Below are 23864 nucleotides of genomic sequence, written 5' to 3'. Positions count from 1 at the left end.
CACCTCTCCGCCTTCCAACGCCAGGGAGATAGCGGAGGGCTCGATGATACGTTGATTCGTATGAGTATGCCGGACGATTATTTCTCTAAAAGCCGAACAGGGCCTTCCAAACCGGCCGACATAATTTGATCTGCTTTAGTCTTGAACTGTCTATACCGGGTATCTCCCGTTTTGGCCTTCCCGATATACCCGTTTAACTCCGTTGGCGTGACCCGAACCTCGATCTGATTGGTTCCTGCCTGAATGAGTGGGGTGATGTCCAACCGGTAGGGCGCGTAAATCCGTCGTCCGGCCGCTTTGCCGTTGATGGTTACCTCCGCCGTGAAATAGACCTTTCCTAAATCCAGAAAATAGTGGGCAGATGATTTTTTGGTCGTCAACTGAAACGAGGCCGTGTAGACACCCTCGGCAGATGTAAACCGAAAGTCAGCGCGCGTTTTCCAGTCAAACAACGGGCTCTCCTTTACCATCAGACTATCGGCCTGAATAGCCCAAGTGGTAAGTTGGGCGATCACGGTACCACCATCGGCTAAACCGGGCGTAGTCGTGAGCCTATTGACCGGAACGGTCTTTTTAGTCGAAGCATACAGAATGACGGAGTTGTAGGGAGCAATACGATAGGTAATGGCAGCCCCATTGGCTTGCGTTATGGCTCCGGTTTCGGCATTTAGCCAGTAGCTGCTGGCATATTTTTTAGCCAGCGTTAACGAAATCGTCTGCCACTGATCGCTCTTGTTCCACAGAAACTGGATACGGCTGCCATCGCTCATTTCCCGCTGCATCTGGCGGGTGAACCCAAACGTACCGGCAAATTTGACGGGCTGCGATAGCGATTGAAACCAGTCTGCCGCGTCTTTCCCCTGGCGGATATGATGGCTATTTTTCTGTTTAGCCGCTGTTGCCATTAGCTGAGCTGTCTTTTCATCGTTGACCTGCCAGTTCAGATACGACGGTTGTTTGATGGGTAAAGCGCCAACGGTCAACAGGTTCATACCCCCGGCGGCCAGCGTGTTGATCCGCTGGGCCGTCTGGAGGTGAATAGTCGACGAATCCGCTATAATCAATGCCTGGTAGCGATTCCCCCGGATGGTGAGTTGTTTATCGGGGGTAAGTTGGGCCTCCTGAATTGAGGCATCATTGACCCAGCCCCAACTAATGCCGTTTGCTTCCAATTGGTTGATGAGTGGATAGACATGATCGGCCCAGGTCGATTTTGCTACATCAAGGGCTTCTTTGCTGGCCGGCAAAGGGGCTTCAACGCCCGGAAGGTAGCCTTTCGTCAGAATTTCTTCCGGGTTGTCCGGCATAGCGTCCACAGTGGTGAAGGGGAAGTAAATCAGCACATCGGTATGCGGTTTGCCGGCCCGTAACGCGTACTGGGTTCGGCTGATGTACTGATTAATCTCTTTCTGGTATTTCCAGTACGTGCTGCCTTCGCCCAGGTGGGACGAAAAGTTGACCGTCCCAAGGTAGGGGGACGAAAACGGATACTAGCCCTGTGGCCCTAATTCCCTGGGGGTATAGCGATAGGGTACTCCATGATAAATGATCTGATTGACCCCAGCGGCAAACAATTTATCGACGGCAAGCCTGATTTTCTGGGGTGTTGTAGTATAAGCCCGGTTAATGAATACGACGGATTCGGCCGACAAAATAGGCCGGTTATACAACTGAGCACCCGACGCCATAACCTTCAGAATAGCTTCCGGGCCAAGCATGCTTTCGGTTTCCGGGATGGAGGCCAACCCCGCGTTAGCCATCATATCCATGGGCATGCCATATGCCTGGGTGCGGTGCAACATACCCCGCTTCTCCAGGTATCGACTACTGGTTTTAATAAAATGCTCGCCCAATAACTCCCCTATCGTCTGATCATAATCATAGCGCAGCCGCCAGTCTTCGGACCCAAACGAATAGTCGAGCGCGGCATTGGGCCGTTTGTACGACGCATAATTATACCCTTTTTGCAGATTGGCAGGTAGCCAGGGAGTTATGTCATAGCCGCGTTTCTTTTTAAAATAGGCAATGAAGTCCAGCGAGTAGTGCCGGTCTACTTCAAATTCGTAGCTGTCGTTAAAAATAGCGCGCAGCGGATTGCCGTAGTAGGGCTCCAGGCCCGTTCGGGAACCGACCACGTGCTGATAGTTCTTGATGACTTTGAGCGAATCAAAATGGTCAACAACGGGCCCCTGATTGGGAGTAGCCGCCATCGTTTTTTGACCACTGGGCCGACTCCACAAAGCGATCAGTTTCCAGTTTCCAGCCGGTAGCTGGCACCGAAGCGTGTCGTTACGAACCTGAGGGGTCAGCACCAGCGGGGCGGCTGAATCTAAGGCCGTTGTTTTGGGATCTTCGCCAGAACGGGGAGAGACGACTTTAGCCGCCAGAACAGCCACCACCTGGGCAGGCACCCCTGTCCGGTTCGGAATGGTGGGCAGCGCTACTGTAATCCGTTGCCCGCCAACTAAATCCAGGGAAGCCGATTGCAGGGTTAAAAAGCCATCCTACGGATCAAGAAACGAGCCACCCGGAGGCCAGCCGCTTCCATCCGTCAGATCGACGGTCATCCCCCGTTTACGCGCTTCTTCCAACGCCGTTTTCAGGTTTTCGTAATACGTCGGCGTGTCCCAGCTCCTGACGCGGGCCGCTACGTCGGTAGTTGAAAGGGGCAATCCTAAGGCCAGCGTCTGCACTTCAACACCCCCAAAGGCATTATCGGCAAAGAGATTGATCTCCCGTTGCAGCTCGGCTTTAGTGACGTCGTTTCCCGGCCACCACCAGCGGGCGTAAGGCCCAAAGGCGAGGGGCGGGTTTTGAAACGTTGCCGGATCAACATCGTATTGGGGAAACCAGGTCGGTTTTTTCGGTAGGCGGGTCGGAGGATCGCTCACCCAATCGCTTCTAAAGGCGACCAGACTCAGCAAACCAATAATGCCTATACAAGCGGTCAGGCACCGGGTCAGGTTGTTCATGCGGAATGATACGTTATACCTTCAGTTTCCCTACATTCTGAAAACTGACCGCAATGGCTTCCAGCGGGGTTCCCTTCGTTACGACGTCCTGTTCCACAAAATAATGCTCGATACCGGCCAGCTTGCGTGCATCCAGAATGCGCTGGAAGTCAATCGAACCGGTACCGACTTCGGCAAACTCCCGCTTCTCGGTCTTTGCCATGTCTTTCAGGTGCACCAGCGGGAAACGGCCCGGATTCTTCCTGAACAGCTCCAGAGGGTCTACACCCGCATGGATTGCCCAATATAAATCCAGCTCCATCTTCACCAGCTTAGGGTCCGTTTGAGTAAGCAGCAGATCGTAGGGAAGCTGACCGTCCAGCATCTGAAACTCAAAGTCGTGGTTGTGATAGCCAAACTGAATACCTGCTTTTTTGCATACCTCCCCCGACTGATTGAATAGCTCACCCAGCTTTTTATAATCGTCGATGGTCTTGCGATCCTGCGGAAACAGGAAGGCGCACATCATAAACTTCTGACCTGCCTCGGCTGCATGGTCAACGACCTGGTTCCAGTCTTTCTTGAGGTTGTTCGGCATGTAATGACCACTGGGCGTCGATAGGCCCAGGCCACTCAGCAATGTCTTGAATTCTCCGGGCGTCTTGCCGAAGAATTTACCGTTCGAATACCCGAAGGTCTCGACTTCTTTGTAGCCGATCTCGGCCGCTTTTTTCAGCGTTCCCTCGGGGTCCTTACTCAGCTCGCTGCGGAGTGTATAAAGTTGAAGCCCCACATTCTTCATGGGTTTGGCAAAAACGTCGACCTTGCTCAGGAGCGGCAGGGAAAGCGCCAGGGCACTGGTTCGAAGAAATTCGTTGCGGGATATGTTTCGGGAAAAGCTCATGCGTTTGTTCTGGTTTGATTAAGGTTGAAATTGAATGCGACTAAGATGCAGCAGGGGCTGTTCGGCTTTAGCCCCGGTGTTGCGGCCCACGATGTAAAGCGTGTGCAAACCGGTTGTCGGCTGGACCGTTATTTTGGCAGCCGTGTACTTGGTGGTCTTAGCCCCGACAATGGGCGGGGAGGTTCCAGCCAGCGGGCCGTTCGGCGAATCCAGGTGCAGTTCGAGCGTCCCACCCGGCGCGCCCGGATCGACCACTATGGTGAAATTAACCGTGGCGATACCGTTCAGGTCAACGCCCTTCATGGCCAGGTATGCGCCGTCGCCCGTCAGCAGCGCCCGGTTGGTCTGGGCAGCGGTGAAGGTGACGCCCTGTGAGGCATCAAACTGGGTGGGCACCGGCTGAACAACGGGGTTCCGTAAAATAATAGCCCGTTCGGTTTCTAACCCGGCTGCGCCTTTGCTGCCCCGGTCGCGGTAGGCGGCCCGGATCACGTACCCGCCTTTTCCGTTTTCACCTTTCGCCACTTCAGGGGCCAACTCGCCCGCTAACGGCAGCGTTGCCGCCTTTGTCTCAGACGTCTTCTCACCGGTGAAGCTGAGGATGTACTTCACCATTTCGGCTGCGTTACCCTCCGACAGCGTGGGGTGTGCACTCATCGAGTGATCGCCCCAGACGCCATTCCCACCTTTGATGACCTTCTGAGCCAGCAGCGTAACCGCCCCGGCCTGACTTTTGTATTTTTGGGCAATCTCGGTAAAGCCCGGTCCGAGCGAACGCTTATCTGGCTGATGACAGGCCAGGCAATCGCTGTTTTTAATCAGGCGCTGCGCCGTGGCGAACTGCGCCGATGCGTCCGCATCGCGATGACTTTGCGCCACTTCAATGGGATCATAGCCTTCGGGCAGGTAATCGGCCGTAATGGCCACCTGCTGCGGGGCAATCGTACCGTTGGCTACGCTACCGTCTTCCTTGTCGAGAACCGATGTCTTGTAGGTCAATGGTTTACCGGGAAAGAAAAAGGATTGGTTGCCTTTGGTGATGGCCAGATCGACGACGGGCGGCTCATTGCCGACCCGAATGTCTACCGACTGACTATTGGTAGCCCCTTTGGCGTCCGTGACGGTGAGTGTAGCCCGGTAGGTGCCTGGCTGGTCGAAGGTGATGCCCGGGTTGGCCTGCGTGAAGGTTCGGGTGGGTTCCCCTTTGGTGGCCGTCGAGCGTCGAACCGTCGAGCGTCGAACCGTCCATACATACTTAAGCGCATCGTGGTCATCATCTTTGGTACCTGTCGACAACAGTTGCGTTTTCAAAGGCAGCGCGCCCGCCAATTTGCTGGCCGATGCCTGAACGATGGGTTTACGATTGCCGGCGTTGTATTCAAAGCGGACAATCCGGGCGTTATCGTTACCCCGAAACCAGGCACTGCCGTATTCGAGCAGGTACAGATCGCCGTTGGGCGCAAATTTCAAATCGATCGCACTGCCCACGGTTTCATTAGGCAGAAAACGCTCCATGGATTGGTAGTTGCTCTGCTCGTCCATCGACACGACCATGATCCAGCCACGCATAAAATCGGTGATGAACCATTTGCCTTCGTAATAGGCCGGGAACGAACGTTTTGCTCCCACGAAATCCGCCTGACGGAAAACTGGCCCACCCGTAGCGCTCCGCCCCGAACTACCCAGTAACGGAAACTCGCTGGACAATCCGTAGGGATACCACATAAAGGCTTTCTGGGCCGGGGGCAGCTCATTCAGGCCCGTGTTGCTGGGCGAGTTGTTAATGGGTTTAGCCGGGTCAATCTGAAATCGAACTTTGTTGGTGGCGAAGTCGACTGATCCATAAGGCTTATTATCGGCAATCACCAACGGCCAGCCGAAGTTCCCCGCCCTGCGGGCCTGGTTAAACTCATCATAACCGCGTGGTCCCCAGCCCGTCGAGTCGACACTGGCATCAGGCCCCACCTCACCCCAGTAGAGATAGTCCGTTTTGGAGTCGATGGATAACCGCCAGGGGTTACGGTGGCCCATGGTGTAAATTTCGGGCCGGGTTTTGGGTGTGCCTTTGGCGAATAAATTTCCTTCAGGAATGGTATAGGTCCCGTCGGCCTGGGGATGGATACGAATGATTTTCCCCCGCAGGTCATTGGTGTTGCCCGACGATTTCTGGGCGTCCCAGGGGCCGTGGTCGGCTCGTTCATCGATGGGTGCGTACATCGTAGCGCGGGGCGAGGTGTTGTCGCCGGTCGACAGATACAGATTACCCGCCCGATCCCAGGTCATGCCCCCACCCGTGTGGCAACACTGCTCCCGCTGGGTCCCAATTTCTAGCAGGACCTTTTTGGACGCATCGACCAACTTATCATTCGTTAGTTCATAGCGGGCAATGATGTTCTTAGCCTCCGCCCCTTCGGGTGAATAGTAGAGGTAGAGCCAGTGGTTTTTGGTAAAGTTGGGATCGACGGTTAGGCCCAGTAGGCCATCTTCCGCTTCCGATTTGGAGCCGTTCTTTGAGGTGTATTTAGTACTAACCGGGATGCTGCCCACCTCGGTAATGGCCCGGGTATCGGGGTTCATGAGTTTGATGAGCCCTTTACGCTCGATCCACAGGATACGGCCATCGGGCAGAAAGGCCATTTCCATAGGCTCGTTGAGCTTTTCGGCCAGTACCACTTTCGTAAAGCGATTCGCTTCCGGCGGGGCCGGATCAGCGGCTCGGTAAGCAATAAGTCCCAGGCTCAGCAGGAGGGCCAGTGGTCCGGCAACGCTAAGTGGCTGGATTTTTCGTAACAGATTAAATGTAAGCATTGATTAAAGCAATGATCGATACATGAATTGATTCGGTTTTTGCGGGAAGTCCGTTACTTCAGGGTGATTTGCACCTGGCCCGCCTTCATCCCACTAGCGGTAGCGGTCAACGTAACCGCTCCTTTCTGGCGGTTGGATCTAATAATCGCCAGCCCTCTTCCCTGGTACACCTTCTTGTGCGGTTGCTGAAAGCTTGTCATGTCGGCCTGATTTCCATTGCCTACGCCAGCCAGGGTGGCGTTACCGCTGAGTTCGTAGCTGATCTCCAGATCATCAGACACAGGAACAACCTGCCCTTTTTCGTCAACAATCTCGACCTGTACATAAGCCAAATCCTGGGCGTCTGCATTAATCGTCGTTCGATCCGCTATCAACCGGATTGCAACTGGTTTACCGACGGTTGATAAGCTGCTTGAGCCCATTTCCGTTTCGCCATCAAATCCCCGGGCTGTGAGCGTTCCGGGCTGGTAAGGAACACTAAAGCTGGCGGTGATCGAGCCCGCTGGTACGACTTGCTCGGCGATGGGCCTACCATTCAGTTCCAGACTGACCCGCTTACTCCGGGTGTAGACATTCACCTGCATGGGCTTCCCTTCCTGGCTAGGCCATGTCCAGCTTTTCAGTTCATCCGGAAAACCCCAGGGCGACCGGGCTTCCTTCATGCCATCCGGTAGAGGACGGTGCACCAGCAGTTCAATCGGACTGTTGCGCCAAACCACGTTCTGGTAGTACGATGCAGCTTTCCGATTGCCAATCAGGTCTAAATCGCCACAGTTGGCATTGTAGACCGGCCAGGATTCGGGTTTAAAGAACAACATCAGGCTCATCAGACCCTGCGGCACTTTGGTGGTTTCAGTAATCAAGGTCGGCCCTCCGATGTTGGCTTCTCCGATGTAATCCATCGCCGTCCAGCTAAATCCCCCGATAACAAATGGATACGTCTCCGCAGCTTCCCAGTTTTCCAGCGCTGCCGACGGGTATGATTCGGTAGCCATATACAGTTTTTTGGGGTGTTTGGCATGTTCCGATTCGTACCGATGGATCGTCGCACTATCCCGCTGCATCGGGTCGTATTTGCCCCCAATGAAATAATTGTAGCCATCCACATCCAGGTTATCCAGATGCGGGGCGAACGCTTCCCACTTGAATTTGATTTGCTGAGGCAAGTATAACATGGCTTCCGTTACCGCACGAGTGGGATCTAACCGGCGTACTTCATCGGCTAATTGCTTGGCGATCCGGTGGCCAGAGGTGTCGGCCGCTTCCCAGATTTCATTGCCAATGCCCCACATAATGATGGCCGGGTGATTGCGGTCGCGCAGCATGATGGCGTCTACATCTTTCTTCCACCAGGTCTTAAAATACTGGTGATAGCCGTTTTTCACCCCAAGTTTCTCCTTCTCCCACATGTCAAAGGCATCGGTCACCACAAGCATGCCCAGGCGGTCACAAGCATTGAGTATCGCGGATGAAGAGGGGTTATGGCTCAGACGGACGGCGTTATACCCTGCCTTTTTGAGCAATTCTATTTTCCGCTCTTCCGCCCGATCAATGGCCACAGCGCCCAGCGGTCCGTTGTCATGGTGAATACAGCCACCTTTTAATTTCACCACGTTTCCGTTGAGCAAAAACCCTTTCTGCCCATCGAATTGCAGACTCCGAATGCCGAAGGGCGTGGTGGTTTGATCCAGGGTCTTCCCCCCGGCGAGCAGGGTTACCCGGGCTGAATAAAGAACCGGCTTTTCCAGCGTCCACAACGTGGGGGAATTAACCGGTACTTGCAACATGGACAACTTAGTACTCCGGGCCGCAATCGATATGGATTGTTTCTGACTGGCGACCACCTGTCCCGATGGGCTTACCACCTCGACCTGTATATCCAGTACTTTGGTTTGGGCCGCTTCGTTCTCAATCGTGTTTTCGATCCTGACCTGAGCCGTACCCGGTGCTATGGAGGGTGTCGTCACGTAGTTGCCGTCGATGGCCGTGTGCACAGAGTTTAGGGCCATCAGCCATACATGGCGGTAGATGCCCGATCCAGCATACCAGCGACTATTTTTGCCCAAATTTTTTGCCCGGACCACCAGGACATTCGGTTTACCAACCGGATTTAACCGGTCGGTGAGGTTAAACGAAAACGGCGTATAGCCGTAGGGATGATTACCCAGATGGTGGCCGTTCAACCAGATATCGGCATCCATAGACACGCCGTCGAAGGTGATGTAGGTTTGTTTACCCTGATAGCCCTTGTCCAGGATGAACGTTTTCCGGTACCAGCCCACGCCCCCTCGGTGTAACCCGTAGCTGCTTTTCCAATGGAGGTTTTGATAAAAGGTCCTTGTACTTTTCCCTCCTGTTGAGCAGGAAGATCTTCGATGCTCCAGTCATGAGGAAGCTGCACCAAACGCCAACGCTCATCTCTATACGTTGGATTTTCGGGGCCGTTGAGCGAATCCTTCTTAAATCGCCAGTCGGCATCAAATGAAACCGCCCGGGAATCTTGGCCGTGCGTACTGAGGGCGATGAACGAACTCCAAAATGACAGGAACAATACGACCCACTTTTTCATAGATAAGGTCAAGTTAAGGCTTGAGAAGCGACTTCATTTTCTGTTGAATGAACTGGGTCGCGTAGCGGGGATTAAAGCGATAAAGAATATCCAGGAATTTGGCATCGGGGCCCACTACTACCCGGAAACGATTACGTTCGATGGCTGTCAGTATCTGTCCAGCCGCTTTATCGGCCGCCAACGGTTTCATTTTAGCATCACCACTCGCTTTAGGTTTGCCTAAGCCGGAGTTCTCGGTGATGTTGGTCGCAATCGCACCGGGGAACACAACCGTCACACCTACGTTGGTCTCCATAAGTTCAGCATATAAACCTTCGGTGAAAATCTTCACCGCTGCTTTGGAGGCCCCGTACAGCGTTTGACCCGGCACGGCTAAAAAACCGCCCATACTGGAGATATTGGTAATGTGCGCTTCGGGGCGTTGCAAGAACAGAGGTAGAAACGCTTTGGTCAAGTAGAGGGTACCGAAGAAATTGACATTCATTACCCGGTTGATGTCTTCGATGGATAAGTCATAAACGGGTTTAAAGGGCTGAATAATACCGGCATTGTTGATGATGCCATCCACGGTACCGAAGTGCTTGGTCACGGTGCCTGGTAAGCGATTTACCGCTTCCTGACTGGTGATGTCCAGGTCGAACGCTTTGAAACGATCTTCACCCAAACCAGCTACTCGCCCCGTTTCGAGTAGCGAGCTTGAGTTAATGTCAACACCAGCTACATTGGCTCCTTTTTGCAGGAGTTGTAAAGTCAGTTCCCGGCCAATGCCGCTACCGGCACCCGTTACCACAAACGTTTTCGTTGCCAGTTTCATGATTTAATAGACTAAAAGCTGAATTTCAGGTAAGTGGAGTGGGGACGGCTAGGTTGAACTATGTGCAGCCATAACCATACTATGTACCCTGAGGATGATGTAAATGAACCATCCTCAGGGGTTTTCGATGCTATAGGCTAACGCGTAGAGAAAATACAGCGTTAGACTCAATCCCTACTTTTTAATCCGTAGCGCAGTGGATTCAAACATGTTCATCAGCGACCCCTTCAGATGATCATCGTCCACTTTGGTCAGCTCTACCGGAATTTCGCCAGCCTGAGCCGTATCGAAGTAGATCGTAATTTTTTTACCGGGCTCTTCCTCGACTTTGGTGATCGGAGTAACCTCCGTTCGTTTACCGGTCGGGTCTTTTAGCTCGCCGGTCAGTTTGCCGTCCTTTCGAACCAGATCCGTTACCATTTTAGAGTCGCCATCGGGCGTACCCATTATGGTTATTTCCCATTTCCCGGCAAAAAAATCGGTTGGGGCTGTGGCGGTGGTTTGGGAAAAGCCTTTGACGCAAATGCCAAGGAGAAAAATGAACAGGAATAGGCTTACTTTTTTCATTTTTGGTACTCGTTTAATTGTGAAACTAAATTAATTAATGTACTGAATGCTAGGCTATTATAACGCTAATTCTTTATTCTGTAATTTTTACAGGATAAAAGTAGTGAAAATTCTCTATTCTGTAAAAATTACAGAATAAATTTTATCTTTGATTTATGGATTCATTAGAAGAAGTCAATGACTTCGTCAAGAACGGTCATCAGCAGTATCTCCCTCATATCAGCCTCGACTCGGTCATTTTTGGGTACCACGATCAGCACCTGAAGATTTTACTCCTTAAGTGGAAAGGTATGAATGGGTGGGGATTACCCGGCGGTTTTATCCAGCGGAGGGAACCCATGAGTCAGGCCGCCAATCGCATCTTACAGGAGCGTACAGGTTTAGACCAGGTATTTCTTCAACAATTCCACATTTTTGGCGATTCGCCCTACCGGCTTCAGGAGCAAAGTCCCCAGGAGTTCACCAAAAAATATGGCCATGTTGTTGAGGACAGTTGGTTATTCGAAAGGACCCTGGGGATTGGCTACTTTGCCCTAGTCGATTATTCGAAGGTGAGCGTTCAGACGGACTTTTTCACTGACGATCACCAGTGGTGGGACGTCCTAGAAATTCCTACCCTTTTATTCGACCATAATGAGGTCGTCCAAAAAGCCTTAGCCACCCTTCGGCTCCAGATCTATCATCAGCCGATTGGCTACAACCTGCTACCCGAAAAATTCACGCTTAACGAAATCCACTCCCTCTACGAGACGATTCTGGGCAAAGAGCTGGACATACGAAATTTCGCTAAAAAGCTGGTGAGTCTGGGCATAGTCAAAAAACTGGACGAGCGTCGGGCTATTGGTCCTCATCGGTCTCCGTATCTGTATCAGTTTATGAAAGAAGCCTACGAAAATGCCTTGAAGCAGGGGCTTGTACATACCTACTAATGGCAACCAGCCCCGGCAGGCATTACACCGCCAGGTATACTAACGAGTAGAATGTGCTATGATGTGATGCGCCACCTTCCTGGCGCAATAACACCATGACTATTCCTGAACGATAAAACTCGCATTCGGATTTTCCTGCACCACAAACGTCCTGTCAAGGGTTTGGCTACCCGCCACCAGGGTTAACCGGTAGGTACCTGTACTCAAGCCAGCGAAGTCGAACTGCTGATTCAGCCCTTTTTGCAGGTTCACGGTTTCGGTGTAGAGAGCCCGCCCGGTAGCATCCTGAATCAAAAGCTGACCTTTCGTCTGTAGGGGTTGCACGAACAGTTTGATCTTGTGTTCAGGTGTCATGACAAGACGGGTCTGAGCGGCTTCGGGTTTGCCGGACTCAGTAGTAGTGGCGAACGATGCGGTACTGGCTACCAGACCCAACATCAGAAATAGTGCGTTTTTCATGGCTTTATGTAGTTGTTTATTTTCCTCATTTGACCGGTTCTTCGGTCTGCGACAGGACTCTTTTGCGGTCCGGTGAAACAAAGTTGCCAGGTTATTGACGGGGCAGAAAACAAAAGGCGATGAGCAACTACATTAGGTAGATGAGTGTGGACTATTAGGCGATGAATAACAGATTTCACTTAACGAAACCTCGCCTATGTCACTGGGTAAGAATAGTTTCCAGGAGCAAACCAAACCCCGAACTACTTTGTACACTATGGCCCATGGTGGGCAGCACCGTCACGCTCACCAGCGAAGGCAAATGCTCAACCGCTCTGTTTTGGGTGGTTTGATAAGGATACAGCTTGTCCTGAGCCCCAAGCACAACGTAAATAGGCGTTTGGATGCTTACCAACTCGTCGGTAGAGAGGGCCTGATGCCACCATTGAGCCGGAGCAAAAGCCCGTAAGTTATACACCTGAAAGTCCACCAGCAGCTGCTCCTGAGCCGGAGCAAGAGGTGGATCCAGTGAGCTGAAAACGGTCTCCCGAAGAAAAGACCGGACGGCGCGCTCCGAGGGCGATTGTATCGCCAGCCGGTAATATCGCAGTAAGGCCAGCGACAGCGAGAGGGACTGCAGGCCGGCGGGGTTGACCAGAATGGCTTTCTTAATTAATTCGGGAGCCATCCGGCAGGCCTTCAAACTAATCAAAGCACCCAATGCATGACCGATCAACGTAGCACGGGCGGTACCCAGCTGCTCGAGCACCTGCCTGGCCCAACAGCCGTATTCATCGGTTTGTAAGAGGGGGCTTAACCCGGCACTCAGTCCCGGCTGTCCGTTAATATCGACCAGACACAGTCGGTACTTTTTACTCAGTCGATTCAGATTCTGCCCCGTCAGCCAAACCAGTGAGCTGGCGTTGAAGCCGGGCAAAAAGATCAGGGTCTCGTATATACGACGCCGGGGGGTATGGACCCATACGCGGGTAGGACCCCAGTCGGTAGCCAGGGTGCGGGCTTGCAGGCTAAGGCCATTGAGCTGCTGGACCGCCTGGGCCCATTGGGTATTGAAACGGTCTGCTTCGGAAGAATCTTTATAACGCGAGTACATGGTAGCCTGGAGTATACATGTCGTCAGGGCTGGGCTAAAGATGAACAAAAAATGATTCCGGACTTGTTGGCCACCCGGGAAAAGGAGCACCTGAACAGATTGAAAACCCACCTGCGATGGCTTGCTCCCGAATCTTCTTCCCGTTGCCGCCCCTGCCCGGCGCGAGCGGGGTACATTACCCTGCTTTCATTATAAGATCATGGTAATCTTAGAATTATGCTAAATAACAGGTAAAATGAATTATCCATTTATACTTGCCGTTTTCCGCCAAACCTATTTAGTCTAGCAAGTAACTTATGGATGTAGACAAGTCGCGGACTTGGCGGAAGAAGTCTGTCCCCATTTTAGTGATCGAAGACAATCCCGATCACCAGTTGTTGATTGGGTACAGCATACGGGCTACGATGCCCCAGGCTGAACCCGTTTTTGTTTATACACCTACCGAAGCGCTGGCTCATCTGCACACGAGTTCGCCGAAAGCCTTCCCCAGTCTGGTGCTGCTGGACCTTTCACTGCCCGCCCTGGCGGATACGTCACCATGCCTGGATCAGGGCTGGCAACTGCTGAGTGAGTTGCGGACGTCTTATCCGAGGCTACCCATCATTGTTCTGAGTCACCATAATGAAAAAGCAGTATATGAAAAAGCCTATGAACTAGGGGTTCACTCGTATATAAACAAACCGATGGGGCTCGATGCCTGGGAAGCTTGTTTTGAAGTCCTCAATGCCTACTGGTTTGGCACCGTTCGATTACCCTCGACCCGGTAGCGCAAACAAATCATTATCCGGCACCTGGACAACTGGTGATCTTACGGGCAGACGTTTGCCTCATCCAGCCGTCCACGACCTGCTCGGGCGGACAGATGATAGAGCGGATAAGCAACTACAGGTTAATTGAATTTAGTAACTTTACCCGATGCAACCGACTGAAAGTCTCGAAGCGTTTTACCGGCATAAATTTAATACGCTGCCCGACACGCCACCGGCCAATACCGGACAGGTTAATGTATTTCGCCTGGAAGATTGTCTGGCCCCCACTACCGCACCAGTCCCCTACAGCCGACGGGATTTTTATAAGATCACGCTCATTCGGGGGCGTAATCTGTACCATTACGCCGATAAAAGCATTGAGATTGACGGGCCAACGCTGGTGTTTTTCAACCCGCAGGTACCCTATACCTGGCAAGCGGTATCGGGTGATACAACGGGTTTTTTCTGCATTTTCCGCGAAGCATTCTTCAGGGGGGCGTTCGACGTTGGCCTTACCGACCTGCCTTTGTTCCAGCCCGGGGGTAAACCAGCCTATACCCTAAATACCGACGAAGATGCCCAGGTTAGCGCACTTTTTGAAAAAATGCTGGCCGAGATTAATTCGGACTATGCGCTTAAATATGACCTGCTCCGAAACTACGTATCCGAACTGATTCATTATGCCCTCAAACGGCGCCCCTCTGATGTTTTGCATCAGCACCCCGATGCCCGATCGCGGCTGACGGCGATTTTTCTCGAACTGCTCGAACGGCAGTTTCCCATCGAGTCACCGGCCCGGCGATTTACCCTTCGCTCAGCGAGTGACTTTGCCCGCCAGCTCGCCGTACACGTCAATCACCTGAACCGTTGCGTGCGCGACACAACCGGCAAAACGACAACGGACCATATCGCAGACCGACTGGCCGGCGAGGCCAGGGCCTTGCTCAGGCACAGCGACTGGAACGTTGCCGAGGTTGGTTATAGTTTGGGCTTCGACGAACCGACCCACTTCAATTACTTCTTCAGAAAGCATACCGGCTTAACCCCTTCGGCTTTCCGGCGTGTTTGAATTTGGTAAGTATCGGCTTGAATTTGGTAACCTCACCCCTGACGGTCAGTCTACCTTTGTGCTTCTAAAACAAGCAACAGTATGGACAATCAACGCGTGTGGTTTATTACCGGTGCCTCTAAAGGTCTGGGACTTGAATTAGCTGGTCAATTGCTACGGCTGGGTCATCGGGTGGCGGCAACGTCCCGCCAGGTTGCCGAGCTACGTCGGAGCGTCGGCGTTGAATCAGCCGACTTTTTACCACTGGCGGTCGATCTGACAACGGAGACCAGTGTTAGTGAGGCCATCCAGGCCACCATTCGCCGGTTTGGACGGATTGATGTAGTGGTCAATAACGCGGGTTATGGTCAACTGGGTAGTCTGGAAGAACTCACCGACCGCGAATCCCGCGCCAATTTCGAGGTCAATGTGTTTGGGATGCTGAACGTGATCCGGCAGGTTATGCCCCAGTTGCGCAAGCAGCAGTCCGGGCATATTATCAACCTCTCTTCGGTGGGTGGTTTAACAGGCAATTTCCCCGGCTGGGGTGTTTACTGCGCCACCAAATTTGCGGTTGAAGGGTTATCCGAATCGCTGGCGGCCGAAGCGGCTCCGTTTGGCATTAAGGTAACCGTCGTGGCACCGGGCTATTTCCGAACGGAGTTTTTGTCGTCCGGTTCGTTGCTGGTTCCCCAAGGTCAACTGGATGCGTATACACTGGTCCGGCAGTCCGAGGCCGTTCACCAGGAACAAATCAGAGGAAACCAGCCCGGTGACCCCGTGAAGGCAGCAGCGGCCCTGATTCAAATTGCCGCTGCGCCCAACCCGCCCCTTCACCTGCTGCTGGGTCAGGATGCCTACGATATGGCTACCGGGAAAATCAAGGCGTTGCAGGCTGATATGGCGCAATGGAAGGCGCTGACAGTAGGTACCGGTTTTGCCGAGCCAGCTACCGCCTAACAGGGTAAAGCGTGTATGGCTGCACCGAAGACGATTTGCCATGCACGCTTGTAGCCGGGTAAAAGGCTGATGGAGCAACTCCTGAGTAACAACAATCCGGCGCTGAAATGCCGCAGTCGAAGCATTCATGGCCCGGCCCAGCCACCTGCTGAGCCATGATTTGGCAGAGCCGGTTTAAGAGGGGAATTTTACTTACTTTGCGGGTAGCCACTAACAACCGAAAAAAGTAATTCCCAACGCCTGTTTCCCGACCCATATGGCCGAATCAGCCCCTACCCAACCAACACTTTCAACCGATCAACAGGAAAAATTGCGGGAGCTGACGGCTCAAAGCTGGAACCTCGAACTGGTTATTTCGGGCGCGGCTTTATTTGCTGTTTTGCAGTTACCCGACCTGCTCGATCAGGCATTCGATTACTTCCGGTATAATTTCATGACCAGTATGGCCGGCGCACAGGGGATGTTGCCGTTGCTGGCCTATAGCCTGATGAAGGCCATGTGTTATGTGCTTTTTTTAGCCTTCCTGACCAATTTTGTGATGCGGGCGTTTTGGGTAGGGCTCGTCGGTTTGCTCGCCGTTTATCCAACAGGTATTCATTACGACCGGATTCCCTTCTCAACGCCCTACGCCCAGAAGCGGATGGCTACCGACCTGGGGCCACTCGACCGGTATATTCTGCGGCTCGACCAGCGGTGCAACATTATTTTTGCCGTTGCTTTTCTGTTTGTCATATTCCTGATCGTTGTTGCCCTTTCTTATGTCATTATTCTGCTGATTTCGGCTATTGTCCGGCCAATGATCCCGCCTGACATCCGGCATATTATTGAACTTTCCGCCTACGCACTCTTTATACTCTACTTCATTACCAGTATTGTACTGAGTTTGCCAACCGTTAAAGCGCACCCGACCGGCGAGCGGCTCCATTATCAACTTACGTCTGTCGGAAAGTTGGTATACTGGGGTATGTACCCCCCTTTTGGATTCCTTGTCAACACCTTCTTCAGCCACCTTCCCTTTAAAAAAATCGTACGGGCTATGGGGCTATTCATGGTCCTTTTTATTGTGGTGATTGTGGTTGAGCTTCTGGCCAATATGTCGCGGGTTGATCGGCGAATATCGTTTAACCAACGGCATTTGTACTCAGCCCGGCTCGATAGCCTGTTCAGCAACCCAAACACCTACGACGACCAACTGCCGGATGGTGAGTACGTTTCGGCGGCAGCCATTCAGTCCGACGTAATCCGTGAACCATTTATCCGGCTCTTCGTCGCCTATCCCAAAGCCCTGGATACGCTCCTGACGCAACTAGCCAAAGAGCCCGTCTGGAACGACACACTGCCCAGAAAGGAAATACGCCGTCGGTTTGCCGAATGGAGCCATGGGCAGATGAGTAACCTGATGCACATCACCGTCAACGACTCGGTCTATCGTCGCCCGGATTTGTTGTTCACGCAACGGGGTAGCCAGCAGCAGCGCGGCTGGAAAACGGTACTGATCCCGGCTAATCTCAAAACCGGCAAAAACACGATTCGCATTAGCCTCAAACCCGACTCCCTGGCCAAACCTCAGGAAATAACAACGATTCCATTCTGGTATGTACCGGATAAATAGAAACGAGAAAAAAACGTCTCCTATCTGGTGCAGAAAGAGCGCGCCAACGCCTGGCAATACGGCGGTCGAAGCCTGCATGGCCCCGTCATCTACTAACCCACGCAACTGTCCGACCAGGTACCTTCCTGCTTAGGTTAGGCAGGAACGGGTGCAGTATGTCGTCCTGAAACTAAGTGATTGCTGCCCGCGATACAGGCTAGCTTCCTTTAGATACGGTGGCGCTTTTTGAACTGGATCGGGTTTTCGCCGGTAATACGCCGGAAGATCTTGTTGAAGTAGGATAAGCTCTCGAAGCCACAGGCCATACTCGCTTCGGTGACCGTATGATTCGACAGCAACAGGTTCTGGGCCTGGTTGACACGATATTGGTTGACAAACTGAGTGAAGGTCAGTTGGGTCATTCGCTTGAAATAACGACAGAAAGCGGCCTCCGTCAGATTCGCCAGAGCGGCTACTTCGGGAATATCGATTTTCCGGGTATAGTTCTCTGCAATAAACTGGTTCACCCGTTTAAGTCGCAGTTGCTCGCTGAGGTTGTAGGCATTGGTGACCGCCTTACCCTGCAACGAACTGGACTCGGTACTGACGGCCAGTGTTTTGAAAATGAATAGCAGTTGCAGTAATCGCTCGAAGGGAGGCAGTTGAGCTAATTGCTTGAGTTGCTGGCCAACGGTTTGTTTGGTCTGCCCGTAAAAGGATACGCCCGAACGGGCCCGCTCAAAAAGTCCCGCAATAGCCTGACATTCCGGAGCCTGCCAGAAGGCCGTACCCAAAAAATCGGCCTTAAGCTGGACGACCACTTTCTGGTGTTCGGTTTTTACGCCATAATCGAAATTCAGGTGTGGAATATTGGGGCCAATAAACACCAGATCGCTGCCCTCATAGCGCGAGATATGCTCACCAACGTGGCGCGTACCGTTGGCTCCCTCGATGTAGACAATTTCGTATTCAGGATGGTAATGCCACAGAAAAACATCGCTCAGCTGGGGGGTCAGCAGCAAGTGAAAGGAGCTGTCGCTATCCGGGTGAATTTCTTCGAACTGGATCTTCATCGGTCCTGGTTTTTGCTTATATCTAGCATAAATGGCTGGCAAACGCCCAGGCAAGAGCAATATAGTGCAAATAACGGCAAGTATTGTACTAACAGCTCAGGGTAGTCCACACCTAACTTTGTTGCAACAAAAACTTCTTTAAATACTACCAACAACATGGAAGCAACAAAGACAATGGCCCCGACAATGATTCCCGATAACGCCCACAAAGACATTCCGGGCAACCCATCGACAGCTACCAGTAGCTCGATCAAGCTGAGCGATCGAAGCAACCCCGACGGCGGGCCTCAGAAGCCTTTGCGGGTGCTATCGGAAGAAGACTGGCAATTTTGGATCAACAATGGCTACATCGTTATCAAAAATGCGGTACCGAAAGAAAACGCCGAGCGGCTGGCTAAATTCGTTTGGGAATTTGAAGAGAAAGACCCCAACGATCCCTCCACCTGGTATGCGCCACCCCGCGCTGAGATGAAAATGAAAGAACTGGCCGGCAATGGCATGGTCGAACTCTACAACCATCAGCTTGAATGGGATAACCGGCAGTATCCCCGCGTTTATGACGCGTTTGTCGATATCTGGGGCACCGAAAAACTCTGGGTAACCATTGACCGGGCCAATCTGAACCTACCCCTTCGCCCCGAAGACACGTTTAAAGGATTTATTCACTGGGATTACGACCCCGAAACCAAACCGCAAAACGTACAGGGTGTACTGGCGTTAGCCGATCAGACTGACGAGAACATGGGGGGATTTCAATGTATCCCTGAACTCTTCCGTACGTATGACACCTGGAAATTAACCCAGCCCGCCGACCGGGATCACTTCAAGCCAGACACTACTGGTTTTGACCTGGTGAAAGTGAAGATGGAAGCCGGTGATTTACTGATCTTCAATAGCGCCCAGCCGCACGGGATTCGCCCCAACCGCTCGGCCGATAAAGTCAGGATTGCCCAGTACATTTCCATGATGCCCGCCCAGGAAGATAATCAGGCATTACGCGAGTGGCGCGTTTCCTCCTGGAGAGAACGGCAGGCTCCGGAAGGGTATGCGTTTCCGGGTGATCCCCGCAACTGGGAAAAAGAGCGATACCAAACGGCTGAGCTAAGTCCATTGGGCCGTAAACTGCTGGGCCTCGACTCGTGGGAGAATTGATAGGCTGCCTGCCCCCATAACCACAACCCTCAACAACGGCGTAGTCATGCCCTTGCCGGGATTAGGCGTATACGATATCTATGGCAAGGATGCTGAACAAACCGTTGAGTGAGCGTTGGTAATTGGCTATCAGTTATTCATGACTTACCGGCTGGGCTACCATGACACGCTGGCCCATCAACACGAACGTACCTGAATCGTTTGCGCGTTTGGAGCGCAGGTGGCCCAACTAGTGTCCACGTCAAAACTGCTGATACCAGTCAAAACTCGCTTGAACGATCATCTCTTTGTTGGCCCGTAGGTAGCTCAAATAGGCCTGAGCTACCGGTGAGAATTGTTTGTCTTTGTGCCAGATGAGCATCCAGGACGTTTGAAGGGGTAAACCCTTGATCGGGATGATCTGTAATTCGTTCGTCAATAGTTCGTTCTTGATTCCGATCAGGGGCATAACGGAATAACCCAGCCCTGCCAGCAAAGCCTGTTTGACCGCTTCGTTTGAGGTGAGTTCCAATCGCTTACGCACCACCAGTTGATGATCAGTAATAAACGTTTCCATTATAGATCGGGTGCCGGAACCGTTCTCCCGGTAGATGAGCGGGAGCTTCTCCAGTTGCCCGGGATCATCGCTCAGCAGGGATGAATCGTCGAGTCGACGCCCCACCAGATACAGCTTGTTTGGCATAAGGTCTAGTTGTTGCACATTCAGTTGCTGGGGCAGAATGGACACCAACGCGAAATCAACTTCATTTTTAGCCAGACTGGCAATTACCTTTTGCCGGTTCGTCACGTCCATGACCAGTTCGAGACCTTCATGCTGGCGCATAAAGCCCGACAGAAAGTAAGGCATCACATACTTGCCCGTCGATACGACCGACACCGTTAGCCTGCCATACAATAGCCCTTTGTGGGCCAGAATCCGATTATTGATGGCATGCGTTTCTGTCAGAATCTTTTCGGCAGCCCGGGCAATCTCCCACCCAAAATCAGTCAGGTAAATTCGTCGGCTAATGACCTCTGTCAGAGGAATCTCGAATTGATCCTGAAAGTTTTTCAACTGGATAGAGACCGCAGGCTGCGTTAGATGTAACTCTTCAGCGGCCCGTGTAATGCTTTGGGTTTGCGAGATTTTGAAAAAGACATGCAGTTGGTGTAGCGTGTAGTTCATAAATAATCTTTATGCTAATCATCAAATATATAAATTATTACTTATAACAAGCCGCCTGCACCTTTGCAACGAATTCATACACAAAAAACGTAAATGACACGAATTACCGTAGCAAAGGGTGATGGGATCGGCCCTGAGATCATGAATGCCACGCTCGCCATTCTACAGGCGGCTGGTGCCCAACTGGAAGTGGATGAAATCCAGGTTGGCGAACAGGTTTATCTGGCCGGCAATATGTCTGGTATCTCCAGCGAATCATGGGATATTATTCGGCGCAACAAGGTCTTTCTGAAAGCGCCCATCACTACCCCGCAGGGAGGAGGCTACAAAAGCCTTAATGTTACCATCCGGAAAATGCTGGGACTTTATGCCAATATCCGGCCCTGCATGAGTTTGCATCCGTTTGTAAAAACCAAACACCCGGGCATGGATCTGGTCATCGTTCGTGAAAACGAAGAAGACCTGTATGCCGGGATCGAGCATCAGCAAACCGATGAAGTCATGCAATGCCTGAAGCTGATCAGCCGGCCGGGTTGCGAAAAAATCGTACACTATGCCTTTGCTTACGCCCGTCAGTATAAGCGTCAAAAGATCACGTGCTTTACCAAGGATAACATCATGAAACAGACCGATGGCCTGTTCCATCGGGTATTCGATGAGATAGCCCCGGCTTATCCTGACCTGCAAAACGAACATTGGATTGTGGACATCGGGGCCGCTAAACTAGCCGACACGCCCGAAGCCTTCGATGTAATTGTGATGCCAAACTTATACGGCGATATACTGTCGGATGTGGCGGCTCAGATTGCGGGGTCGGTTGGGTTGGCTGGCTCGGCAAATATTGGGGAGGAATGTGCCATGTTTGAAGCCATTCACGGCTCAGCACCCCGGCGGGCGGGCCAGAACCTGGCAAACCCATCGGGCTTGTTGCAAGGGGCCATTATGATGCTCAATCACCTTGGCCAGACCGAGGTGGCCCAGCGCGTACAGAATGCCTGGCTCAAAACCATTGAAGATGGCGTGCATACCTATGACATCTATAAAGAAGGAATCAGCCAGCAGAAAGTAGGCACAAGCGAATTTGCCCAGGCGGTCATTGCGCGGCTTGGCCGGCAACCTGTTACGCTTAAGGCTGTATCCTATGCCGGCTCAAAGGCGCTCGAACTGCCTGCCTATCAGCGCAAACCAGCGGCTTCAAAAGACCTGCTTGGCGTCGATGTGTTTGTCCACTGGCCTGGTAGCGACCCCAATGAACTGGCCAGCCTGGTCAGCCAGATTTCTACGCCGGAATTACCGCTGAGCATGATTACCAACCGGGGCATAAAAGTGTGGCCCAATGGGTTCAGAGAAACATTTTGCACCGATCACTGGCGCTGTCGTTTCCTGACTGAAGCTAACGAACCCATTGATAAACAAGGCATTGTCCAGATTCTGTCAAAAGCGGCCGAGCTCACGATAGACACCGTCAAAACCGAAAACCTCTACGCCTTTGACGGAAAGCGGGCCTTCTCCATGGGGCAGGGACAATGATGTCGATCTGGTACCGACAATGGGCGGCTCCCCGTCAATTATTTATTCATTCGATACTCATCACCGCTATGCAACTCCAATTAATTAACGGGCATTTCAGCCCACAGGAAGCTGTCGACATTCTAACCAAGATGACGAATGTCAAAGTTAGCTACCATGAACAGCAGATTAGTGCCTCTGATGCGGAAGAGGACGTGAAATACCGGGAGAAGCGCATCAAGGATTTGCAGCGAAATCTACAGGAAGCCCGCCAGGCTATCGCTCAAAGCAGTCAGCCAAGGGTGAGCTTAAAGGCAGACATCATCGTGACCATCAACCCGACTCCATCATGATCAATGGACAAAGGAACCACCCGTAAGCTACAGCATCAGGCAGTTTAGGGGGTTCACCGGTTCGCTCCTCCCATTTTCACGAACCGTTATTGTCCAGCAAAGGGTCAAATCCTGCTCTCATTGAACTCGTAGCAGGCTACAAATCGAAGGCTCGTTTCAGAACAAACCGGCAGGCAATTTCGTCCACGAAAACGCCCCGTTTTGCCTGAAACGGCCTTTATTTTCTTACCAGTGGGTCCCTACAATCCGTTGCATACCCTATGATTGTAGGGTATTGACTGATACTACCCCATCCCCCGGCGATTTTGCCCATAGAGTAGCATTAATTGCCTGAACCGCCTGTAATTTGTTGGCGTACCAGGCATTAACGACCAACGCTACTTAAGCCAGTTTCTTTTATCACTCTTTTTTTCATTTGCTACGGCAGTTGCATCTGCCCAGCCTCTGTACACAGTAGAGGATGGTCAGACAGCGTCAACCAGCGCATACGCCCTGCTGCCCGATTATGGCTGTACACTGGATAATGTAAGGACCGATACGGGCCTGCGGTTGGTAGCCGGTGATTCGCTCCACCCTGCCACTAATTGCTTTTTGAAGACAGACTAACTGAACAATCGACTCTCCTATTCTACCTCTCTTGTAAGCGCGTTACGCTGTTCCTGACAACGTCAGGAATGGGCAACTGACTGATTACTAAAACGCACCTGAAAAGTAACTCTATCAAACTATTGTATTAATAGTAAATTCAACAGAACTTGTGGGCGAGAACGGTATACCGCACGAGCCGTTTTGCATCCTTCCTCTTAAAATGAAAAGGTTGATGTTATTCATCGTTGGATGTCTCTGTGGAGTACTTTCCCGCCCTACATACGCGCAGACCACTCTCCTCCCGGATTCGCTGGCTCAGGCACCCGACACAGTACGATCCTGGACCCTGCGTCAGCTGGGCGATTCGCTGATCCGTGTTGGTCAGCTGAACACGGCCAAGCAGGCATTCGAAGAGGCTTTTGCTCTGTCGAAACGCATCAACAAACCGAATGATCTGGGTACCTCTTACCGGGGACTAGTACTTGTCCAATTTAATTATTAGAATAATCTGATTTATTCATAGGATTGACCTGCTCATACCATCGTTTGAGTTTATCTTCAGCCGTAGCCACCGTGAAACTC

The 23864-nt window shown here is 52.1% G+C and carries 21 protein-coding genes; 9 read left to right on the top strand and 12 right to left on the bottom strand.

All coding sequences use genetic code 11. The annotated features are described in order from the left end of the window. Nucleotides 1–77: 77 nt before the first annotated feature. From FH603_RS21865 to FH603_RS21830, 8 genes are all read right to left on the bottom strand, one after another. On the bottom strand, nt 78–1343 hold the full coding sequence (locus FH603_RS21865) for a glycosylhydrolase-like jelly roll fold domain-containing protein (protein ID WP_186739991.1): 1266 nt from the start codon (nt 1341–1343) through the stop codon (nt 78–80). A 147-nt stretch (nt 1344–1490) separates the two neighbouring features. Then, the gene (locus FH603_RS21860) at nt 1491–2411 is read right to left on the bottom strand and encodes a glycosyl hydrolase (RefSeq protein WP_186739989.1); all 921 of its coding nucleotides are present in this window, start codon (nt 2409–2411) and stop codon (nt 1491–1493) included. 93 nt (nt 2412–2504) lie between these two features. After that, nucleotides 2505–2972: a hypothetical protein gene (locus FH603_RS21855; protein WP_186739987.1), complete on the bottom strand. Its 468-nt coding sequence runs from the start codon at nt 2970–2972 to the stop codon at nt 2505–2507. A gap of 13 nt (nt 2973–2985) precedes the next feature. After that, nucleotides 2986–3855 carry a sugar phosphate isomerase/epimerase family protein gene (locus FH603_RS21850; protein WP_186739985.1) on the bottom strand — a complete coding sequence of 290 codons (870 nt, stop codon included), beginning with the start codon at nt 3853–3855 and terminating at the stop codon, nt 2986–2988. Nucleotides 3856–3873: 18 nt separating this feature from the next. Continuing rightward, nucleotides 3874–6663, bottom strand: a complete 2790-nt coding sequence (locus FH603_RS21845) for a PQQ-dependent sugar dehydrogenase (protein WP_186739983.1) — start codon at nt 6661–6663, stop codon at nt 3874–3876. 53 nt (nt 6664–6716) lie between these two features. After that, nucleotides 6717–9047 (bottom strand): glycoside hydrolase family 2 TIM barrel-domain containing protein, encoded by a 2331-nt coding sequence (locus tag FH603_RS21840; RefSeq protein WP_235985289.1) that lies wholly within the window; start codon nt 9045–9047, stop codon nt 6717–6719. Between the two features lie 198 nt (nt 9048–9245). After that, nucleotides 9246–10046, bottom strand: a complete 801-nt coding sequence (locus FH603_RS21835; RefSeq protein ID WP_186739979.1) for an SDR family NAD(P)-dependent oxidoreductase — start codon at nt 10044–10046, stop codon at nt 9246–9248. Nucleotides 10047–10220: 174 nt separating this feature from the next. After that, nucleotides 10221–10613, bottom strand: coding sequence for a hypothetical protein (locus tag FH603_RS21830; RefSeq protein WP_186739976.1), 393 nt, complete (start codon nt 10611–10613; stop codon nt 10221–10223). 155 nt (nt 10614–10768) lie between these two features. Here FH603_RS21830 and FH603_RS21825 point away from each other — a divergent pair, with 155 nt between their 5' ends. Further along, nucleotides 10769–11542, top strand: coding sequence for an NUDIX hydrolase (locus tag FH603_RS21825; RefSeq protein WP_186739974.1), 774 nt, complete (start codon nt 10769–10771; stop codon nt 11540–11542). A 99-nt stretch (nt 11543–11641) separates the two neighbouring features. Here FH603_RS21825 and FH603_RS21820 read toward each other — a convergent pair whose 3' ends face one another. Together FH603_RS21820 and FH603_RS21815 are read right to left on the bottom strand one after the other, a co-directional pair. After that, nucleotides 11642–12001 (bottom strand): T9SS C-terminal target domain-containing protein, encoded by a 360-nt coding sequence (locus FH603_RS21820; protein ID WP_186739972.1) that lies wholly within the window; start codon nt 11999–12001, stop codon nt 11642–11644. 199 nt (nt 12002–12200) lie between these two features. After that, nucleotides 12201–13094, bottom strand: coding sequence for an alpha/beta fold hydrolase (locus FH603_RS21815; protein ID WP_186739969.1), 894 nt, complete (start codon nt 13092–13094; stop codon nt 12201–12203). 296 nt (nt 13095–13390) lie between these two features. Between FH603_RS21815 and FH603_RS21810 the strand changes: the two genes are divergently transcribed. The 4 genes from FH603_RS21810 to FH603_RS21795 all read left to right on the top strand — a co-directional run bounded on the left by FH603_RS21810 (nt 13391) and on the right by FH603_RS21795 (nt 17463). Further along, nucleotides 13391–13861 carry a response regulator gene (locus FH603_RS21810; RefSeq protein ID WP_186739967.1) on the top strand — a complete coding sequence of 157 codons (471 nt, stop codon included), beginning with the start codon at nt 13391–13393 and terminating at the stop codon, nt 13859–13861. Between the two features lie 148 nt (nt 13862–14009). After that, nucleotides 14010–14912: a helix-turn-helix domain-containing protein gene (locus FH603_RS21805; protein ID WP_186739965.1), complete on the top strand. Its 903-nt coding sequence runs from the start codon at nt 14010–14012 to the stop codon at nt 14910–14912. Nucleotides 14913–14993: 81 nt separating this feature from the next. Next, entirely contained in the window at nt 14994–15851 is an 858-nt protein-coding gene (locus FH603_RS21800) for an oxidoreductase (RefSeq protein ID WP_186739963.1), read from the top strand. A 256-nt stretch (nt 15852–16107) separates the two neighbouring features. Beyond that, nucleotides 16108–17463, top strand: a complete 1356-nt coding sequence (locus FH603_RS21795) for a hypothetical protein (RefSeq protein WP_186739961.1) — start codon at nt 16108–16110, stop codon at nt 17461–17463. Nucleotides 17464–17669: 206 nt separating this feature from the next. Here the strand turns inward: FH603_RS21795 and FH603_RS21790 are convergent, their stop codons facing one another. After that, complete coding sequence (locus tag FH603_RS21790; RefSeq protein ID WP_186739959.1) at nt 17670–18515, bottom strand: helix-turn-helix domain-containing protein; 846 nt, start codon at nt 18513–18515, stop codon at nt 17670–17672. Between the two features lie 156 nt (nt 18516–18671). Here FH603_RS21790 and FH603_RS21785 point away from each other — a divergent pair, with 156 nt between their 5' ends. Continuing rightward, nucleotides 18672–19667, top strand: a complete 996-nt coding sequence (locus FH603_RS21785; protein WP_186739957.1) for a phytanoyl-CoA dioxygenase family protein — start codon at nt 18672–18674, stop codon at nt 19665–19667. Nucleotides 19668–19908: 241 nt separating this feature from the next. Here the strand turns inward: FH603_RS21785 and FH603_RS21780 are convergent, their stop codons facing one another. Further along, nucleotides 19909–20832 (bottom strand): LysR family transcriptional regulator, encoded by a 924-nt coding sequence (locus FH603_RS21780; RefSeq protein ID WP_186739955.1) that lies wholly within the window; start codon nt 20830–20832, stop codon nt 19909–19911. A 93-nt stretch (nt 20833–20925) separates the two neighbouring features. On the opposite strand from FH603_RS21780, the gene FH603_RS21775 reads away from it, so the two are divergent. From FH603_RS21775 to FH603_RS21765, 3 genes are all read left to right on the top strand, one after another. Further along, on the top strand, nt 20926–22362 hold the full coding sequence (locus tag FH603_RS21775) for an NADP-dependent isocitrate dehydrogenase (RefSeq protein ID WP_186739953.1): 1437 nt from the start codon (nt 20926–20928) through the stop codon (nt 22360–22362). A 68-nt stretch (nt 22363–22430) separates the two neighbouring features. Beyond that, nucleotides 22431–22694 (top strand): hypothetical protein, encoded by a 264-nt coding sequence (locus FH603_RS21770; protein WP_186739951.1) that lies wholly within the window; start codon nt 22431–22433, stop codon nt 22692–22694. 808 nt (nt 22695–23502) lie between these two features. Beyond that, on the top strand, nt 23503–23784 hold the full coding sequence (locus FH603_RS21765; RefSeq protein WP_186739949.1) for a tetratricopeptide repeat protein: 282 nt from the start codon (nt 23503–23505) through the stop codon (nt 23782–23784). Nucleotides 23785–23864: the final 80 nt, after the last annotated feature.

The organism is Spirosoma utsteinense (assembly GCF_014282275.1).
GTDB classification, from domain to species: domain Bacteria; phylum Bacteroidota; class Bacteroidia; order Cytophagales; family Spirosomataceae; genus Spirosoma; species Spirosoma utsteinense.
Note: the sequence above shows the minus strand (reverse complement) of the source record. Positions and strands in the feature narration are given on the sequence as shown.

Coding starts and splice junctions, on each gene's coding strand:
- FH603_RS21855 (WP_186739987.1), bottom strand. CDS start 2,972: ATGAACAACCTGACCCGGTGCCTGACCGCTTGTATAGGCATTATTGGT.
- FH603_RS21850 (WP_186739985.1), bottom strand. CDS start 3,855: ATGAGCTTTTCCCGAAACATATCCCGCAACGAATTTCTTCGAACCAGT.
- FH603_RS21845 (WP_186739983.1), bottom strand. CDS start 6,663: ATGCTTACATTTAATCTGTTACGAAAAATCCAGCCACTTAGCGTTGCC.
- FH603_RS21835 (WP_186739979.1), bottom strand. CDS start 10,046: ATGAAACTGGCAACGAAAACGTTTGTGGTAACGGGTGCCGGTAGCGGC.
- FH603_RS21830 (WP_186739976.1), bottom strand. CDS start 10,613: ATGAAAAAAGTAAGCCTATTCCTGTTCATTTTTCTCCTTGGCATTTGC.
- FH603_RS21825 (WP_186739974.1), top strand. CDS start 10,769: ATGGATTCATTAGAAGAAGTCAATGACTTCGTCAAGAACGGTCATCAG.
- FH603_RS21820 (WP_186739972.1), bottom strand. CDS start 12,001: ATGAAAAACGCACTATTTCTGATGTTGGGTCTGGTAGCCAGTACCGCA.
- FH603_RS21815 (WP_186739969.1), bottom strand. CDS start 13,094: ATGTACTCGCGTTATAAAGATTCTTCCGAAGCAGACCGTTTCAATACC.
- FH603_RS21810 (WP_186739967.1), top strand. CDS start 13,391: ATGGATGTAGACAAGTCGCGGACTTGGCGGAAGAAGTCTGTCCCCATT.
- FH603_RS21805 (WP_186739965.1), top strand. CDS start 14,010: ATGCAACCGACTGAAAGTCTCGAAGCGTTTTACCGGCATAAATTTAAT.
- FH603_RS21800 (WP_186739963.1), top strand. CDS start 14,994: ATGGACAATCAACGCGTGTGGTTTATTACCGGTGCCTCTAAAGGTCTG.
- FH603_RS21795 (WP_186739961.1), top strand. CDS start 16,108: ATGGCCGAATCAGCCCCTACCCAACCAACACTTTCAACCGATCAACAG.
- FH603_RS21790 (WP_186739959.1), bottom strand. CDS start 18,515: ATGAAGATCCAGTTCGAAGAAATTCACCCGGATAGCGACAGCTCCTTT.
- FH603_RS21785 (WP_186739957.1), top strand. CDS start 18,672: ATGGAAGCAACAAAGACAATGGCCCCGACAATGATTCCCGATAACGCC.
- FH603_RS21780 (WP_186739955.1), bottom strand. CDS start 20,832: ATGAACTACACGCTACACCAACTGCATGTCTTTTTCAAAATCTCGCAA.
- FH603_RS21775 (WP_186739953.1), top strand. CDS start 20,926: ATGACACGAATTACCGTAGCAAAGGGTGATGGGATCGGCCCTGAGATC.
- FH603_RS21770 (WP_186739951.1), top strand. CDS start 22,431: ATGCAACTCCAATTAATTAACGGGCATTTCAGCCCACAGGAAGCTGTC.
- FH603_RS21765 (WP_186739949.1), top strand. CDS start 23,503: ATGAAAAGGTTGATGTTATTCATCGTTGGATGTCTCTGTGGAGTACTT.